This window comes from Stappia indica (genome assembly GCF_009789575.1).
GTDB lineage: Bacteria > Pseudomonadota > Alphaproteobacteria > Rhizobiales > Stappiaceae > Stappia > Stappia indica_A.
Window position 1 is genome coordinate 4,512,867 of the sequence record NZ_CP046908.1, and the last position, 17,070, is coordinate 4,529,936.

Consider the following 17,070-nt stretch of genomic DNA (forward strand, 5'->3'; position numbering starts at 1 on the left):
GAAATGCCCGTATTGCCGCAGATCGCCGGTTACGCCGACGAACTCACCACCATCCGCCGCGATTTCCACGAGCACCCGGAAATCGGGTTCCAGGAGGTCCGCACCTCCGGCATCGTCGCCGAGCTCCTGCGCAAGTGGGGCGTCGACGAGGTCCATACCGGCATCGGCAAGACCGGTGTCGTCGGCATCATCAAGGGCAACGGCGAGGGCGGACGCCGGGTCGGCCTGCGCGCCGACATGGACGCCCTGCCGATGGACGAGCTGACCAACCTGCCGTATTCGTCCAAGAACCCCGGCGCCTTCCATGGCTGCGGCCATGACAGCCACACCGCCATGCTGCTGGGCGCGGCGCGCTATCTCGCCTCCACCCGCAACTTCTCCGGCACGGCCGTGCTGATCTTCCAGCCGGCGGAGGAGGGGCTGGGCGGCGCCCGCGCCATGATCGCCGACGGGTTGTTCGAGCGCTTCCCCTGCGACGAGATCTACGGGATGCACAACAACCCGCTCGCTCCGCCGGAAGAGTTCGGCATCAAGCCGGGACCGGCGATGGCGGGGGCCACCTTCTTCGACATCACCATCAACGGCGTCGGCAGCCACGGCGCCATGCCGCACCATTCGCGCGATCCCATCGTCATCGCCAGCGCCCTGGTGCAGAACCTGCAGTCCATCGTCAGCCGCAATGTCGAGGCGACCGAGCCGGCGGTGTTCTCGGTTACCCAGATCCATTCCGGCTCGGCCTACAACGTGGTGCCGGACAAGGCGGTGATCTCGGGCACCATCCGCTACTTCTCCGACCATGTGCGCGACGTCATCCATCACCGTGCGGAAAAGATCTGCGCGGGCTTCGCCGAGGCCTACGAGGTCGAGATCGTCGCCGACCTGCGCCCGACCTTCGACGTCCTGATGAACGATGCCGACCTGGCCGAGGCCTATCGCGAGGCGGCCGGCGAGATCGTCGGCGCGGCCAAGGCGACGGTGACGGAGGACCTGATGACCGGCAGCGAGGACTTCGCCGACATGCTCAAGGTGGTCCCGGGCGCCTATTGCACCCTCGGCCACAAGGGCGACGTGCCGGTCCACAATCCCGGCTTCCTGCTCGACGACGACATGCTGCCCGTCGGCGCCAGCATCATGGCCCGCATCGTCGAAAAGCGCATGCCGCTCTGACGTCCCGCAACCGTTTCAGGAACCTTCCCATGAGCTATCTCGACCTTCCGTTCGACACGGACACGATGCTTGCCGGCCTCAAGCCCTGGATCGAGTGCGAAAGCCCGACCTATGATGCCGCGGCCGTCGACCGGATGATGGACCTTGCCGCCTACGATCTTGCCGCCGCCGGCGCCGAGATCGAGCGCATTCCCGGCCGCATGGGCTTCGGCGGCTCGGTGCGCGCGCGCATGCCGCACAAGGACTTCGGCAAGCCCGGCATCCTGGTCTCCGGCCATCTCGACACCGTCCATCCCGTCGGCACGCTGGAAAAGAACCCCTGGCGCGTCGAGGACGGGCGCTGCTACGGCCCCGGCATCCAGGACATGAAGGGCGGCAACTTCGTCACCGTCGAGGTGCTGCGCCAGCTGGCGCTGGCCGGCATCGACACGCCGCTGCCGATCACCGTCCTGTTCACGCCGGACGAGGAGGTCGGCACCCCCTCGACCCGCGAGCTGATCGAGATGGAAGCGCGCAAGAACAAGTACGTTCTGGTGCCCGAGCCCGCCCATCACGACGGCTCCGCCGTCACCGGGCGTTTCGCCATCGCCCGCTTCAACGTCAGGACCTATGGCCGGCCGAGCCATGCCGGCTGGGCGCTGAAGGACGGCCGCTCGGCGATTGCCGCCATGGCCCGCAAGATCCTCGAGATCGAGGCCATGACGACGGAAGACTGCACCTTCTCCGTCGGCGTCATCCATGCCGGCCAGTGGGTCAACTGCGTCTCCTCCTCCTGCGAGGCGCAGGTCCTGTCCATGGCCAAGCGCCAGCACGACCTCGACGAGGGCGTGAAGCGCATGCTGGCGCTGAACGGCGAGGAGAACGACGTGGTGATCGAGGTGACGCGCGGCGTCACCCGGCCGGTCTGGGAGCCGGACGAGGGCACGCTCGCCGTCTATGAGACCGCGCGCGGCATTGCCGGCGAGCTCGGCTTCGACCTCACCCATTGCAGCGCCGGCGGCGGCTCGGACGGCAACTTCACCGGGGCGCTCGGCATCCCGACGCTCGATTCCATCGGCGTGCGCGGCGCCGGTCTGCATACGCTCAACGAGCATATCGAGGTCGACAGCCTCGTGGAACGCGCCCGGCTCATCGCCGGCCTGTTCCTCAAGCTGAAGTAACCGCGCGGCCGTCCTGAAGCTGGAGGTGCCGACACGCTTCCGTGTCTGAAGGGGCTCGACCCCTCTCTCAAGCTTCAGCACCCCACCACGACCCACCGGCGCAGCGGCCACCGCCCCTGCGCCGGTTTTGTCTCCAGGCTTCTCTTCTCCTCGCGCGCGGCCTGAGCGGGCGAGGGGAGGGGCGCACAGACTTGCTTCCCCACCGAGGTCAATCCCGGGCAAGCGTAGCGCGACCCGGGACCGGAGAGCCGAGGGCCTATGAGGCGTGCTCCGGACCAAACCCACAGCCACCGTGCTTCCCCGGTCCCGGATCTCCGCCCCTCGTCCGGGAAGACGCGAGGTGAGGGCTGGAGCGCAGGAGTTATCCTCACACCCGTCATGCCCGACCGCGGGACGCGGCAGCGTCATCGCGTGATCCGGCATCCAGATATCTGTTGCGGGAGTCAGTCGGCGCTTCCCAAGAGCGGCGGCAATAGTGCGTCGGCCGAGCCCTACGCTTACGATCGTGTCAGGGCTGAACGCCCTGCTTGCCGCAGGGTTGGACGACGATGTCGTAAGCCTCTCTCATGCGCGAGATGTTGAACGATGCCTCGATGAGGACGGTGTCCTTGTCGCGCAGGACCACGTCAAGCGTCCGGCCCCCGACAATCTGATCCAGGAAGGGCTTGGCCGTGTCGGCGTCCGGGAGGCTGAAGCCACGCTTGTTTTCATGAGCGGACATGGACACGGAGTGAGGCGGCCCCCCGTCGATTCTGTACGTTACCTCGGCGGCATCTGCGTTGAATTTCCTGTCGCGGTGGGCGAACCACAAGCTTAGCCTGTCCATGATACAGGCCATGAGGAACGCTGTGCCCTCGCCGCTTTCGGGCTTGCTCCATAGCACTCCTGACGTGATCACGGTCTCGGTCTGGTTCGGCCCGCCATCGATCTTCCATTCCGCGCTTGTGGTGCTGCCTGTCTGCGCGCCGGCCGCACCTATCGTGAGCGCCAGCGCGGCGAGTGCCATTCCCGATCTTTGCATCGTGTGTCCTTGTTCCACCTGAGTTCGGATCTCAGCACATCGGCACGTTGTCCGTCCATGTTTCCAGCTCTGCCGGGAGACAGAAGTGGGGGCAGGCTGCTGCCATGCTTGATCGAACGGCGATGGGATGCACTAAACGGGAGCGAAGCGACAAGGAAAAGCCTCATGCACACGACCGTCCTCTACATTGCGGCGGCGCTGGCAGAGATCGCCGGTTGCTATGCCTTCTGGGCCTGGCTGCGGCTGGATCGCTCGCCCCTGTGGCTGGTGCCGGGCATCCTGTCCCTCGTCCTCTTCGCGGTGCTGCTCGCCCTGGTCGACAGCGCGGCGGCCGGGCGCACCTTTGCCGCCTATGGCGGCGTCTACATCGTCGCCTCGCTCGGTTGGCTCTGGCTGTTCGAGGGCCTGCGCCCGGACCGGTGGGACCTGATCGGCGCTGCCCTCTGCCTTGCCGGTGCCGTCGTCATCCTCGCCGGCCCGCGCGGGCTGGCGTGAGCCGCCGCCCGCATGTCTGGTTTTACTTTCCGAGAAAAGGTCTTCCGCGCCCTCGAACACTTTTGTCGCAGGTGCGATGTCCTTGATTTTTTAGGTTTTACCGCCTAGATCAGGCTCATGTCTGAAGCAGTTCTGAAATCTTTGTTCGGGTTCGTCCGGGGAGCACATGTGTTTCCCGGGGCAGAACCGTATTGAACGAGGCTTCAAGACGATCTTGCCCCGGGTTTCCTCCAAGGTTTCCCACGTCCGCGCGGCGTCAAGCCGCGCCCGGAGAGCAAGATGTCCAGAAGAATTCAGCCCATCATCTGTTTCCACTGCCGGCAGGAATCGCCGCGTGCCGCAGCCCGCTGCCTGCATTGCCAGCTGCCGCTCCTCCCTTCCGACAGGGCCCTGCAGTCGCGCCTGATGCTGCGCTCCGAACGGCTGCGCGCCGGCGGGCCTGAGACGGTGGCCCACCGCAAATGAGCCGGGCCTTGCGTGCCGTGCTCCGGGTCGTATGGCCGGCCCTGGGCACGGCTGTCTTCGTCGCAGCTCATCTTCTGCACCAGCCGCTTTTCGAGATGCTGGGGCTGGGCGTTCCGGGAAGGCCCGTCTTTGTGCTGAGCGGAGGCGCGGCCTATTTCTCGGCGGCCTGGCTCGGCGGGCGCCTTGTCGGGTTGGCGCTGGAGCGCACCGGGTCCCGCCGTCGCCGGGTGCCGAAGCTGCTGCCGGAGCTCGTCTCGGCGGCACTGTTTCTGACCGCCGGCATCGCCACGGTGATGCTGGTGGTCGGCCAGAGCCTGAGCGGCGCGCTGGCCGGCTCCGGCCTCGTCATCGCGGTCCTCGGCTTTGCCTTGCGCAACACGCTGGCGGACGTCTTTTCCGGCATCGCGGTCGGGATCGAGGCGCCGTACCGGATCGGCGACTGGGTGGCCATCGACGACCAGACCAACGGCCGCGTGATCGAGATCGGCTGGCGCACCACGCGGCTGTCGACGCGGGACGACACCTATGTGATCCTGCCCAACAGCCAGATCGCGCGCCAGAAGCTGGTCAATTACAGCGCGCCCAACCGGACCTATCGGACCCGCGTTCAGGTCGTTCTCGACCACGGCATTCCGGTTCTCGATGCCAAGGTTCTGCTGGCCGAGGCGGCGGCGCGTGCCGGGATCATCGTCGCGATGCCGGCGCCCGACGTGCGGGTCGCCTCCTATGACGTGGACGGCATCCGCTACCATGTGCGCTTCTGGGTGCCGAGCTTCGCCGACGACGTGGATTGCCGGGATGCGGTGTTCACGCAGATCGACACTGCCCTGCGCGAAAGCGGGCTTCCCCTGCCGGTCGGCGGGCTGAGGGTGCTGGCCGCCCAGCCGGAGACGGAGGCGCGCGCCGCGGCTGCGTCATGAGATGCGCTTCAAGTGTCGAAAGGCCGCGCGATGATGCCCGGCCGCCAGATCAACACAGCCGGGATTGTGATCGCAAGCAACGTCTTCAGCCTGCGCAACTTCTTCTATTCTAAAGGCGCTGTGCCAAATAATTCTGCAGTATCAATTCTCTCCAAGAGAAGGCGATGGCCGGCGAAACACTTCATTCGTTGCAATCGGCCATCCGGCATTGCGAGAACGTCGCAGTCCGGCTGTCGGCGCGGCGTCAGGTTGGAGACTGGGTTTCCAGATCTTTTTTTGATCGCTTCAGTTCTTCGGCTTTCTTCAGCCCTTCCAGGACAAGTTCTTTGGCTTCGTCTTCAGTCAAAGTGCTCTTGCCTGAAATCATGGGCCAGACAGTCTTGTAAATGGTCAGGCTGCCGACTGTGTACTCGATGGTCGGCCCCGCGTACACACAGACGAAATTCCAGCATTCGCGGGCAATTTCCATCAGCGCGAGCACCGTGTCGGGCGATACGCCATCCGCGGGCGCATACCCGCTCTCTGCAGGGTCAAGGTCTTGGTTCTTTTGAAGAAAGGCATCCATCATCCGGGCGGTTCCCGGCCCGTCATGCTTGGCAAGGGACTTGGCGATGGAAACGATGGTTTCTTTATCATCCATAAAAATCACCTTGAACTCGTCTGGCTCTATCGAACTTGCGAGAGAAATATTCCAGAGTTTTTGCGATGATGTAGACAAGCACGAATACCATAGCCGCGCCGAAGGCGGTTGCCAACAGTTCCGGAGGCGGGTTGGTCAAAAGCGGCGCGATGTCGGGGATGCCATCTTCCGCCCGGACCGCAGACCGGCTCGGCGCCCCGACCACCATCACCATCGCAATCACCATGGCGCCCATGGGAAAGGTGGTGAGAACGACCTCTGCCAGGAGAAGCCAAGGGCGGAAAAACAGCAGGTTCCGATAGACAAGGCAGGCGAGGGCAAGGAGAAGCGCCGCGACGATCAGATTGCCTCCCAGGAGCCGCGCGTCTGTGGACAGGCCGAGCTGAATGACGCCGTTGAGGGCGCTGTTGAGTTGCATGGTGCCGAGCCCCAGAAGGAGGATCAACGACAATGCGCTGAAAAAGCGTCCTGGTACGGCCATCAGGGCCAGCAGCACGGGGCGAAACCGTGCGCGGCTGAAGATGCGGTTCTTTCGACGTCCCTTTTCGCCGTCCCTGAAAAGCCGCACCCAGCCAAGCCGCAGGCAAACGCCTCCACAGACCGCAGCGGCGAAGAGGGTGGGCCAGGCCAGCAGGATGCCGGTAGTTTCCGCGACAACCGGGGCCTCGTAGAAATAGACGAGCAGTCCCAACAAGCCTGGCACGGAAAGAAACAGCGCCAGGATGGCAAGAAGCGCAGCAAGCCAAGGCATAAGGGGGCGACCTGCGGGGTTCGGCAGGGTCGGCGGCAGGTTCCACGCCAGCAGGATGAACGCGGCAAGAAACACTCCGTCGAAAGCCAGGACCGGCCATTCCCCATGCGCGGGGGAAATCAGAATGTACAGGGAGCGCAGAGACACGAAGAGCACAAGCAGTGCCGGCAACATGTTGCGGGCATTCAAGCTTATGCCTTGGCGGTGAAGGTCGCGTTCGAGCTTCGATGTGCTCCTGTCCCAGGCGCTTGTCGGCCCGTCTCTCTTGAAACGATAGGGATCGATCTCGGCCGGAAGTCGATCAAATCCCGCCGCGTCTGCAAAGTATTCTCGGGTTTTCAGATAGCTGAAGATGACATTCCGCATCGATGCAGCCAGGCAATAGAGAATTGCCACGATAACTGTTGCGCATAAGAATAAAAAGACGAGAGCGTTCCCGAAATATGGGGCGGAAATCATGACGCTCGGTACGATGAAGATGAGCAAAAGCGCGGATGTCAGCGCCGTCGTTACCCAGAACACAAGCCTGAAGAGGGAATGAGCGGCATTGTCGAGGGTCAGGGTATGGGCATATTCATGCGCCATGAAAAACCGCAGGGTGGCCTCTTCTGCCACCGAAGGCGGTTTGTCGTTGGTCAGATTTTTGACCATGCCCGAAGGAAAGACGATCTTGCGGCGTGCCGCCATGATGTCTTTCCCATCGTCGTCGGCAAGAATGTCTTTGAAATAGCCGAACTCTTCGAGAATGCGCCGCACTCTTTCAGGGGTATTTTGCAGTTCGTCATTGGCGGTCAACGAATATCCGCTGCGCCTGGAAAAGCCTGAATACCCGATGGCGAACAACAGCACGGCGACTGCCGCAAGGCTGATCCATTGCGACAGCGGGGGCAGGGCATCTCCGCGCACGGCCGACCAGCGCCGGGCGGCCTCGGCGATCCAGCGGGCATAGTCGTCGGGCCGGGTTGACGCGACATTGTGACTTTCCCATCCGAAGACGGACAGGGTGGCCAGCCAGCTGATGGCGTAGAGCGTGCTGACGATCGCCAGGAGAGTGCTGGCGGCAAGCACCGCGAAAAAGGCGACCGTGCACCACAGCGCAGACCCCTTGAGAGCTTTGCGGCGAATGTCCGAAGCCAATGTCATGTCTGGCTCTCCGTTGCATCGTCATTGGAGATTTCCACGTCCCAGCCGGAAACTTCCGGCCGCTTTCGCTGGGCAACGGCCTCGGTAATCCTGTCGGTCGCCGCAAGGACGTGGCCGGCGTCGAACCGGGTGGAAAACACCACCGGATCGTCTGCGCCGGTTCGGCCTTGCCAAAGACGAAGGGTGATCGTCCGGCGGGCGGTGCGCAGCAGGCCGGCCAGGTCGGCGATCGTCAGGGCGATCACATGACCGAGAAGGACAAGCCTGTCGGTCCTCACGCTCTCGCTTTCCAGAACGACCAGGCGGAAGGGGGTGTCTTGCGGGACATGGCGTTTCGGACTGATCGCCTCCGGGGTCTTGCAGGCTATATCCACCGTCAGCCCGTCCGCCCCGGAGAAGTCCAGGCGTTCGATGGCAAGTAGCCCCGACAGGTTGCGGATCGCCTCGGTGAGGATTGCCTGAACCCTGAGCGTATCTTCGGGCGCGCCTCGGTCGAATATCGCCTGCAGGCTGCGTCTTGCTTCGTCGAACTTCTTGTCGATGAGCCAGCCTTCCAGCAGGCGTTCGCGAAGCTCGGCGCAGCGGTCGGCTTCGGCGATCATCCAGCGGGCATGAGATCGCTGGTAGTCCGACATTTGCTTGCGCGCGGTCCGCCGCGTGGTGGCGGGCATGCCGCGCCTGCCCAGAACCTTCGCAGCGCGTTCCGGCACACGCGGCATGTCGCCGATATGCAGCCACGGAGGTTCCCAGTCGAGAGCGGGGCTCTCCAGGTTCAGCTTGCTGCGCAGCAGCGGTTCCGTGCGATATCTGGCGATGGCAGCGCTGGCGATCTCTTCCGGCCGGTCGAGCCAGACGGCGTGATCGGCCAGCCAGGTCATGACCTCGCCATGGACCGAAACCCGGTCCATCCGGGCAAACCAGCCGTTCTTGTTGCCCGAAGGGCGGGGGGAAGAGACGGTGAGGTCGTCTTCGAGCCTGTATTCCAGGCCGCGGAACGTGACGGGATTGGCAGGCGGGATGCTGACGCTCACTGTCGTGCCTCCTCCTGGACGTGTTGCGTCAAGGTGTCGAGGTCTGCCTCGAAGACATCGTCCTGCGTGACGAGCACAAATCGATCGTCGATGCGCCGCAACAGGAGAGGGAAGCCGAGGTTTTCGGAGAGTTGCACGCGTTTGGGGTCCATCGCCGCGAGCAGCGAGACCCCGCCTTCCGAGACGTTATAGCCCAGGACAAGCGAGGGATCCGGGCGGCCCCAGCGCTCCGCGTTCGCCTGGTAGCGGGTGCGGTCGGCAAGAGCCGCGCTGTCGGACAGGGAAAGACCGCGGGCTTGCCTGCAGTCAGTCCGTGCCTCCAGCGGCTTGTTGTCGATGGTCATCTGGATATAGGCGGTCTGTCTGTCGAAGGTGATGCCGCGAAGCGAGTACCGTCCTTCCGGCAAGGCCGAGAGGTCCGCGGCCAGGCTCTCGCAGGAGGTCCGGGCCGTTCCCTCCAGGCTTCGCATCCCGGTATCCGACAGCACCGCAACATCGCCATCCGGCGCAAGGGTCAGGGCCGAGGCGGCTCCGTTCCACGCCCAGCCTGGAAGCTGACGGCCGTTCGAGGCGTCGAAATAGGCGATCTGGCCGTCCGTCGCGATTGCCACCGCAGGAGCGCCGTCGGCGTGGCTGAGCACCGCATGGCCTGCCAACGCGTGGTCGCTGAAACGGCCGTCCACGAGTTTGCGCGTCAAGGTCGCGGCGTTCCGGCTGTGCCCGGTCATCCGTGTGGCATTGCCGACGAGGCGATAGGCGTAGCTGCCGTCGTGGCCGAGAAGTTTGCCGCAGCTGGCGCCTGCTTCAAAGCGCCCGTCCGGATACCACCGCCCCGACGTGCCGTCTTTGCGCAGCACGCACAAGCTCTCCGTTGTCGACGGATCGGAGGCCGGTCGGCTGTCGATATCGGAGTCGAGGGCAATGGACACGGCCTCGCGCGCCAGGCCGGCATGATTGTCGGGACGTCTGGCGCCCGAGGCGCGCCAATCGTCGTGGTTCTGACGAACCCAGCCCAGGTCGGTCACGATATCGAGCGTTCTCGGATCGATCCGGGCCATGTTGCGCATCCGGTCGAGTGCGAAGCGGCCACCGGCCAGTGGATTGTCTTCCTTGCGCCAGGTGAAACCCAGGTTGCCTGGTTGCCCGGCCTTGCGTCCGCTGCGGGTGATCGCGATCACCCCGTCATCGAAGATCTCCCTGCCGATGAACGGGTCGCTGGCGGCGTCGATCGGGTCGAACATGCGGGAGGTGCTGTTCGCATCCAGCCTTCCGGCAAGGATTCGACCGTCCATACAACGCAGGAACGTCCGCGGTCCTTCGGCAGGCCGGGGAATGAACGATGACCTGCCATCCGCGGTCTCGGCCGCGTCCAGTTGGCATTTCGGCGCTTTGGCACCGACCGCCCGGGAAATCTGCAGGGCGTCGGGATCGAAATGTCCCGTCTGGTCCCGGATCGACACGAAGCCTGCCGGAGTGTAGGCCCACACGGTCCCTTCCGCGAAAACCAGTCCGTCGCGGCGGTCGATTGCGAGCCGTCCTTCTGCGGTCTGAAGCGGTTCCCAGGTGCTGCCCCGGCGATACTGGAAGGAGACGCCCCGACGGCCCGTGACGTTCACGACCCGAAGCCGGTCGTTCTCATGGGCAATCATGCCGCTCGCCCGGCTTCTTGCGGCCTCATCCAGCCCCGCCTGGGGCGTTGCAGTGCCGCCTGCCCAGGTCCAGGTCGTCTTTCCAAGGACATAGAAGCCCGCCGGCAAACCCTGAGGCTCCGTATCGCTGGCCGGTGTGGTGTGCCGGTGACAGTACAACGCCAGCCTGGTGTCCGGATCGACCGCTTCGCTGACGGCCGAGCGCAGGCCTCCGCGTGCGGACAGGGCTGTGACGACCCCGTTCCACGATTGGGAGATCGCGCCCCTGCAGCTTGCAAGGTCGTCCAGGTTGTCATGCGGAAACCGGCCAGCCCGCGGCGCTTGAAGCAGGCGCCCGATCGGATTTTTTGCCGAGTCCAGGTAGAAATAGCTCACCTGTCCGTTGAAGCGGACCCAGTGCCAGAAGGTGTTGCCGCCCAGTGCTTCCCACTGCAGCGGATCCGCTTCGGAGCAATCCGACGGGGTGTCTTGCAGGATCTCCAGGCAGGAGCGTGCGCCGGAGACGAAGACGCGACCGCCGCCGTTGATGCTCTCTCCGATACGCTGGACCGGGTCGTATGAGGCACCCGATCCGCTGCGCGTATCGATGAACTGCTGCGTGCGGATGGTGGAACCCTGGAGGTCGAGGATCTGCAACCCCACAGGCGTACCTGCATAGAGCCGTCCGTTGGCCGCGTGCAGGGCGGTGAAACTGTCGAACGGCATGGCCGCGCCCGCGGGCCAGTCGATGGCCGACCAGATGCGCTCGCCCGTCCTTGCCAACAGGTGCAGCTCGGCCACCGGACGATTGCGCTCGAACCGCACGCGCAGCCAGTCGCCGGACGCCGCCAGCCTTTGAATGTCCGGGTTTTCGGGGGCTGCGACCGGCCTGTATCCATTGCCCGTCCAGACGGAGCCGATGCGCCCGTCGGGGCCGATGGTGACGATCTCCGTCGTCCCGTCCGCCATCGGCCTTGCGTCCAGGTGGGCGATTTGCGACGGGGCCGCGGCTACCGGGCGGGGAATATCGCCCAGCTGGTTGAAACTGGAAACCTCGCGGGTGCCATCGGACTGCACATAGACGAGCTTTCCAGGTGCCAGGGCGGCGTGCTCCAGAACGTCGGCGTCGAACCGGAGCCCGTCCCGCATCGCGGCCGCCTGTCCGGCATCGGGTCGGGTGACCTGCAGGGCGCCGTCGACGAAACGCCATTCCAGATGCCGGTCCGTCGCGGCAAGTCGGTTGAGGTCGGGATTGGCAACGGGGCTCCACGAGGTGGCCGCGAAGCGGGCCCAGGCTCCGTCGGCGGAGAGCCCGTAGAAGAACGTGTCTCCGCGCCCGATCAGCTGTTGGCGGGAGGCCGCATGTGCCAGCGGCGCCACGCGGGAGAGGTCCCTGCCGTGGATCAGGCCGGCGGGCGTCATCAGCCAGACATCGCTCCCGTCCAGCGCGACGTCCAGCCGAATGTCGAAGATGAAGCCCTGGTCCACGAAGCCGTCATAGGTGTCGACCCCATTTGACCAGGTCGCCGTCACGCCGGTGGGCGCTTGCAGGTTCGCCGTCACGCGCAGCTTGCCCAGCTCGAACGAATGGCTGTCCGGTGTCCGGCTTGTGCTGCTTTCTCCCGCGCCGATGGAATCGCCATTGGCGAAGAAAACACGCCCGCGTCCGACGGCTGTCGCGTCAGTGGGCAGGCTGGCGCGGGTCCAGCTCAGCCGATCGGGAGCGTCCAGCGAGTATCCCCAGACACCATGGCCATTGACGACGATGTAGTCCTTCGGGCCGCTCATCACGGCAATGCCGGGTTGCGCGAAGGCAAACCGGCCATTGGGCATGGCTTCGCCGGGCGGCACTGGAAACGTCCTGCCTGCCGCGTCGGCAAACGCAAAGGTCCTGGTCTCGCGCTGCCAGGCGATCCACCCGGCACTCATCGCCGGCAGCGGCTCGCGTAGGGTGGAGCCGCGCCAGGACTTGAGCGAAATGTCGCCGATGAGAAGCGAAATGGGCCGCCTGTTCTTGAAGAAGCTTGTCGGGTCGAGCTGGCGGGTCGCGGCATCGATCCGCTCGACCAGGGCCTCGCGCACATCCTCAAGCAGCCGGGTGTCGAGCATGGGCGTGGCAGGCTCGCCCGGATCGGCCAGCTCGCAAAGGGGCACCGCAGGGCGGCCGGAGACAAGCCGGTCGCCGTCGTCATAGGTGAACGGGGTGTCCTTGCAGGCCTCGGCCGTCAACTCCCGGCCGTCGATAACCAGCCTGTCCGGCGACGGCCCGGCCTCGAGGATGGGAGACGCCCCCAGCGAGGCTGGAAGCCTGTAGACCTGCCTGACCGCAACACAGTCGACCCTGGACGGTTTGGCCGGCGGAACGATGGACACCTGCGGTATGGGCCGGGCCTCTGCCGCAGCCTGCGTCGGCGTCTGCGGGTCTTGCTCCGTTTCGGCCGGGGCGACAGGTAGCTCGAGCACCGTGTCCGGGTCGCCAGCCTGGGGTGCTTCCCCTTGCAAGGGGTTTTCGGACCAGCAGCTGTGGCGTGCGATGCGTAGAATGCGGTCTGCTTCGCGGATCAGCCACTCGTCGCCGTCCAGCGGGAGAACCTGTCTGAGATCGCGGGTGAGGGCGGGCCCGCCCGTGAAGCGCAGGAGAGGATCGAAGGTCAGGCGCCCGGCGCTGAGCCGGGCCAGTTCGTACCCGTCCCCTGTTTCGACGGCCGCGGCGATTTCGGCTCCGGCAAGATCGAAAGTCTTCAGCGTACCCTGGGGCTTTTTGCCGGTGAGCGCCTCGAACGTCTCTTCGCGGCTCAGCGGCTCCCCGTTTCGCAACCCGAATGCAGAGCCGCCGGTCTGGACCGTTTCGAGCGCTCCGAGCCGTCGGAGGATGCGGACATCCTTTGCAATCGGGGCGATGCTGCCGGTGTCCGGCACCAGCCGTGTCAGTTGCCGCGCCGCATCGAGAAGAACCAGCGAGCGGTCGTTTTCAAGGGCGGCTTCGATGACGCCGAAATTCTGCGCCACCCTTTGCAGCTGGCGCGTCTGCCGTTCAAGCAGATACAGCTCGCCATTGGCCATCCGCATCAAGTGGCGTTGGCCGGATTGATAGGCCTGCGCGATGTCGCTGCCGTTCAGGAGAACCGCCGGCGGCGTCACTGTTTGACAGTTGTCTTTGGAGATCGGGCCCGGTGTCGCGGGACATTCCAGCGCCCGCCCGTCGGCCAGGATTCTGACGACCTTTCCGGTCTCGGTAACGGCAAAACGTTCCCCAGCCTCCGGTGAGAAGGTCGAGAAGCGCGGTGGGGGCGATGATCCGGCGGGTTTTGAAAGGGCTCCCGGATCGAACAGGGCGACATGGACGGTCTCCGGTGCATCCGGATTGCCGTCGATGACGAGCAGCCTGCCGCTTGCCCGCTCCAGCCTCCGGTCTTGCCGCCGCCCCGCCAGGTCGATTGCGTGTATCGAAGCGGCGTCGGGTCTGTTCGCCTGGTTGACGAAGGCGACTTCCCCCTGGCCCAGAAAAGCCCAGCTGTCGTCGGAAAGGGCCGCAACGTCCAGCAGGTCCGAAACGGGAAACGGCAGGGCAGGGAACCCGCGCTGTCTCAGCTGTGTCAGCTGCGCGCTCGCCCCTTCGGTGAATGTGCCGCCCCAGGTCGTACCGTTGGCCTTGCTAGCGGTCAGAACCAGCGCGTTGCCGGTGTTCCAGATGTCCAGCTGCGCTGGAGACGCGTCGCCGGTGGCGACCGGGGTTGATTGCCAGGTCCGGCTGATCCCGCTGTAGGACCATATCTGGTCGCCTTGCCCGAAATGGATCGTTTCGCCCGCTTTGTCGGCGCTTTGGAGTTTTGAAGCGTCCGGCCCCTTCGGCGTGCGGGGCGAAAGGACCGGCGACTGCTTTCCGTTCTGCCATTTGGTCAGGGATCCGTCGGCGCCAAGCAGCCAGATGGCATCGGTGGCAGGGGAGACGGCAAGCTGTGCTGCGTTCAGTTCTACAGTGGAGTTGGCGATATTGAGCTCCGCCCTGGCACAGCTGTCGCCGAACTCCAGCGCCGGAAGCGGGATTGCGAATGCGCGGGTTTCGGTGGCGGCGACCAGATAGGAACCGAGCAACACCAGGCGGGTACCCGGAGACAGATCCGATGCGGCAAAGGTGTAGCCGAAGTATCGCCGATGGGCTTCGTCGCGAATCCACAGCGTGCGTTCGGTCAGGACGGCGCTGCGGCCGTCGGGGAGGGGCTTTGCATCCAGGATGCGGACATCTGCAGGGCCGGGAGAACTGAAGAAGCACTCGGGTCGCGAGATGGAGGCGGCCAGCATCGCCTGGCGTGTGGTGAACACGGTGCGGCCATTGCGTTGCGTGGTGACGACAGTCGAGCCGGACGTGTTCGCGGTGACGACCTGCGCTCCGCCCACCGACAGGCTGGTTCCCCCGAACCAGGCATTTCGTCCATCGTAGCTTACCGGCACTCCGTTGTGGATGCCGGCAAGCTTCAAGGGCAATGTCGCGGGTACCGAATAGATGGCGGAAACTCGCCGGCTGGCGATGTCGTAGGCGGTTATTTCTTTCGGTCCGGCAAGATAAAGTGTGCCGTCCTGCAAGCGGGCGTCGGTAATGGCGCTTGATCCCGTCGGTACCGGGGTCCGGCTGCCTGTGATCGGGGTTTCGTCGCCCGGCAGGACAATGCTGCCGCGCGAGCCGAGCATGTAGAGCGTATCGCCCAGCAGGGTGATTTCCTTCAGCGTCTCGGCGATCCGAAGATTGAGCGTGCCGGTGACGCCGCGAACCGTCTGGCTGTAGATGTTGACCCGGTCGCTGCGGGCCAGGAACACCTCCTCGTCTTTCTGAACGGCATCCACCACCGGGTCGCCGCCCGTCAGTTCGCTGCCGATCAGGGGGCTGTAGACGGCCGTCGTCCCGTCGCTTGCAAGGCGGAACGGCACGCCCGCGACATCCACGCCCAGCAGGTCGTCTCCGTCTGGATGCAGTGTCGCCACGGCGGCCGGCAGCGCAACCTGGGCTGCCACCTGAAGGCTGTAGCCGTTTTGCTGCTCGGCGAGTTGATAGACGTTCGCGTTTCGGCCCGTAACTGCCCATAGGAAAGCTTCCGTGCCGACCAGGCGGGCATCGGAACTGAACAGCGAGGTGTCCGCCAGCAAGGCCTTGGCAATGGAATGGTAGGAGCGCGTCTCGGGGTCGTGCACCAGCACGTACTCCCTGCCGATGCCGATCACCTTCCCGAAGGCGGCGACGGAACGCGTCAGCTTGTCGAGCGGCTCGAGGGCCATCGTTCCGGGCGTGAGCAGCCGGCTGGTCTGTCCGATCGCATAGGTGGCATTGTCGGCGGTCTGGGCGAGGATCGTGCCGTCCGTGCTGGATTGCGCCAGGGACACGATCCTTTCGCCTTCGATGTCGATCCTGCGTGGTTTGCCCGCAAGCGGCAGATAGGTCACCTGCCCCGGCGAGGCGTAATAGATGCCGTCGATGTCCGGTGCTTCGAGAAAGACCGTGGCAGGCGCCGCGTCCAGCTGGGTCCAGTTCCGCATCCGGCGGTCATAGCTGTAGACGCCGGCACGCCCCAGGACATGGACGAGGCGTCCGTCGGAAGAGACGAGGGCGCGGGAGACGTCGGTCGCCGACAGCTGCGGGAAAATCGCCGTTTCGCCGATCAGCGGGCTCGCCCCCCCGCCGGAGGCGATCCTGTGGAGGGAAATGCAGGAGCCGCCGGGACATCCCGCTTCCAGGAGCACGAGAGCCTCGCCGTAGCCGACGGCGATATCCAGCACGTTTCCGGTCAGGGACGTGTCCCTTGTGGCCTGGACATCGCCGTTTCGCGGGTTGACCTCAAGGCGTGCAAGTCCGGTTTCCGTGCCGATCAGGAACGTGTTGCCGTGGGCTGCCAGCGCGGTCGGCCTGTCGATGCCGACCTTGCCCGACAGGGTGGCCTGGAGCGCGAGCGGCAGCGCCTTCCACTGACGGGTCGTCAGGTCGAACAGGCCGAAGCCTTCCTTGTGCGTTGCCACGAGCAGCCAGCGGCTGTCGCCGGACACTGCGGCAAGGGCGAGTTCCTCGTCCGAGACAGGCGATCCGGACAGGCCGACAAAGCGGGAATCGGCAAGGATGACCTGCCAGCGGCCATTCTGGCGCAGCGCCAGTCCGCCGTCCTTTGAATAGGCGAACAGGGCCCTTGCGTCCGCGCAGGTCTCGCCGACGGCTTCCTGAGGCCCGGGACACGCAACGGAGAGGTCGACGAAGGGCGAAGTGATGCCGGGCAGGCGCGTCATCGCATCGGAATCGCTCCACAGCCGGGTCGACAGGTCAAGTCGATGAAGCAGCCCGCCCGACCGCAAGGCGTAGAGGGCATTCTCCCTGGGCAGGTAGCTCGCCCCGACCAGCCCGCCATGGGCCTTTGCCGCGTCCGAGCGGATGTTGTCGAGCAATCTGGCGTCGGCCACGTTCTCGAAGGGGGGCGGGTCGAATAGACCCCAGGCCTTTTGCCCGTAGGCGAGCAGCCAACCTGCCAGGCCGGCGGCCAGCAGGCAGCCCGCGACGACCGTGAGCAGGAACAGGTCGAGGCGTTGGGGCAGGCGCCAGCGCCTTTCCTGCTGCCGGTTGTGGCTGTTGGTACGTTCCGCCAGCCTGTCGCGCCTCAGTTTGAAATTCATG

10 protein-coding genes are annotated in these 17,070 nt (G+C 65.1%); 5 read left to right on the forward strand and 5 right to left on the reverse strand.

Translation table 11 applies throughout. The features are described 5' to 3' along the window. Positions 1–3: 3 nt before the first annotated feature. Positions 4–1,167: a M20 aminoacylase family protein gene (locus GH266_RS20760; protein WP_158195534.1), complete on the forward strand. Its 1,164-nt coding sequence runs from the start codon at positions 4–6 to the stop codon at positions 1,165–1,167. Between the two features lie 29 nt (positions 1,168–1,196). Further along, positions 1,197–2,327, forward strand: a complete 1,131-nt coding sequence (locus tag GH266_RS20765) for a M20/M25/M40 family metallo-hydrolase (RefSeq protein WP_158195535.1) — start codon at positions 1,197–1,199, stop codon at positions 2,325–2,327. Between the two features lie 508 nt (positions 2,328–2,835). On the opposite strand, the gene GH266_RS20770 is transcribed toward GH266_RS20765, so the two are convergent. After that, on the reverse strand, positions 2,836–3,333 hold the full coding sequence (locus GH266_RS20770) for a hypothetical protein (RefSeq protein WP_158195536.1): 498 nt from the start codon (positions 3,331–3,333) through the stop codon (positions 2,836–2,838). 180 nt (positions 3,334–3,513) lie between these two features. On the opposite strand from GH266_RS20770, the gene GH266_RS20775 reads away from it, so the two are divergent. The 3 genes from GH266_RS20775 to GH266_RS20785 all read left to right on the forward strand — a co-directional run bounded on the left by GH266_RS20775 (position 3,514) and on the right by GH266_RS20785 (position 5,228). Next, positions 3,514–3,843, forward strand: coding sequence for a YnfA family protein (locus GH266_RS20775; RefSeq protein ID WP_158195537.1), 330 nt, complete (start codon positions 3,514–3,516; stop codon positions 3,841–3,843). Between the two features lie 279 nt (positions 3,844–4,122). After that, the gene (locus GH266_RS20780; protein WP_158195538.1) at positions 4,123–4,308 is read left to right on the forward strand and encodes a hypothetical protein; all 186 of its coding nucleotides are present in this window, start codon (positions 4,123–4,125) and stop codon (positions 4,306–4,308) included. A gap of 17 nt (positions 4,309–4,325) precedes the next feature. Beyond that, on the forward strand, positions 4,326–5,228 hold the full coding sequence (locus tag GH266_RS20785; RefSeq protein ID WP_244953853.1) for a mechanosensitive ion channel family protein: 903 nt from the start codon (positions 4,326–4,328) through the stop codon (positions 5,226–5,228). A gap of 244 nt (positions 5,229–5,472) precedes the next feature. Here the strand turns inward: GH266_RS20785 and GH266_RS20790 are convergent, their stop codons facing one another. From GH266_RS20790 to GH266_RS20805, 4 genes are read right to left on the reverse strand one after another with little or no spacing between them, the layout of a single operon-like run. Continuing rightward, complete coding sequence (locus GH266_RS20790; RefSeq protein ID WP_158195540.1) at positions 5,473–5,868, reverse strand: hypothetical protein; 396 nt, start codon at positions 5,866–5,868, stop codon at positions 5,473–5,475. Then, entirely contained in the window at positions 5,861–7,762 is a 1,902-nt protein-coding gene (locus tag GH266_RS20795; RefSeq protein ID WP_158195541.1) for a M48 family metalloprotease, read from the reverse strand. The genes GH266_RS20790 and GH266_RS20795 overlap by 8 nt, the downstream gene beginning before the upstream one ends. Next, complete coding sequence (locus tag GH266_RS20800; RefSeq protein WP_158195542.1) at positions 7,759–8,793, reverse strand: hypothetical protein; 1,035 nt, start codon at positions 8,791–8,793, stop codon at positions 7,759–7,761. Before GH266_RS20800 ends, GH266_RS20795 begins: the two co-directional genes overlap by 4 nt. Continuing rightward, entirely contained in the window at positions 8,790–17,069 is an 8,280-nt protein-coding gene (locus GH266_RS20805) for a hypothetical protein (protein WP_158195543.1), read from the reverse strand. The genes GH266_RS20800 and GH266_RS20805 overlap by 4 nt, the downstream gene beginning before the upstream one ends. Between the last annotated feature and the right edge of the window lies 1 nt (position 17,070).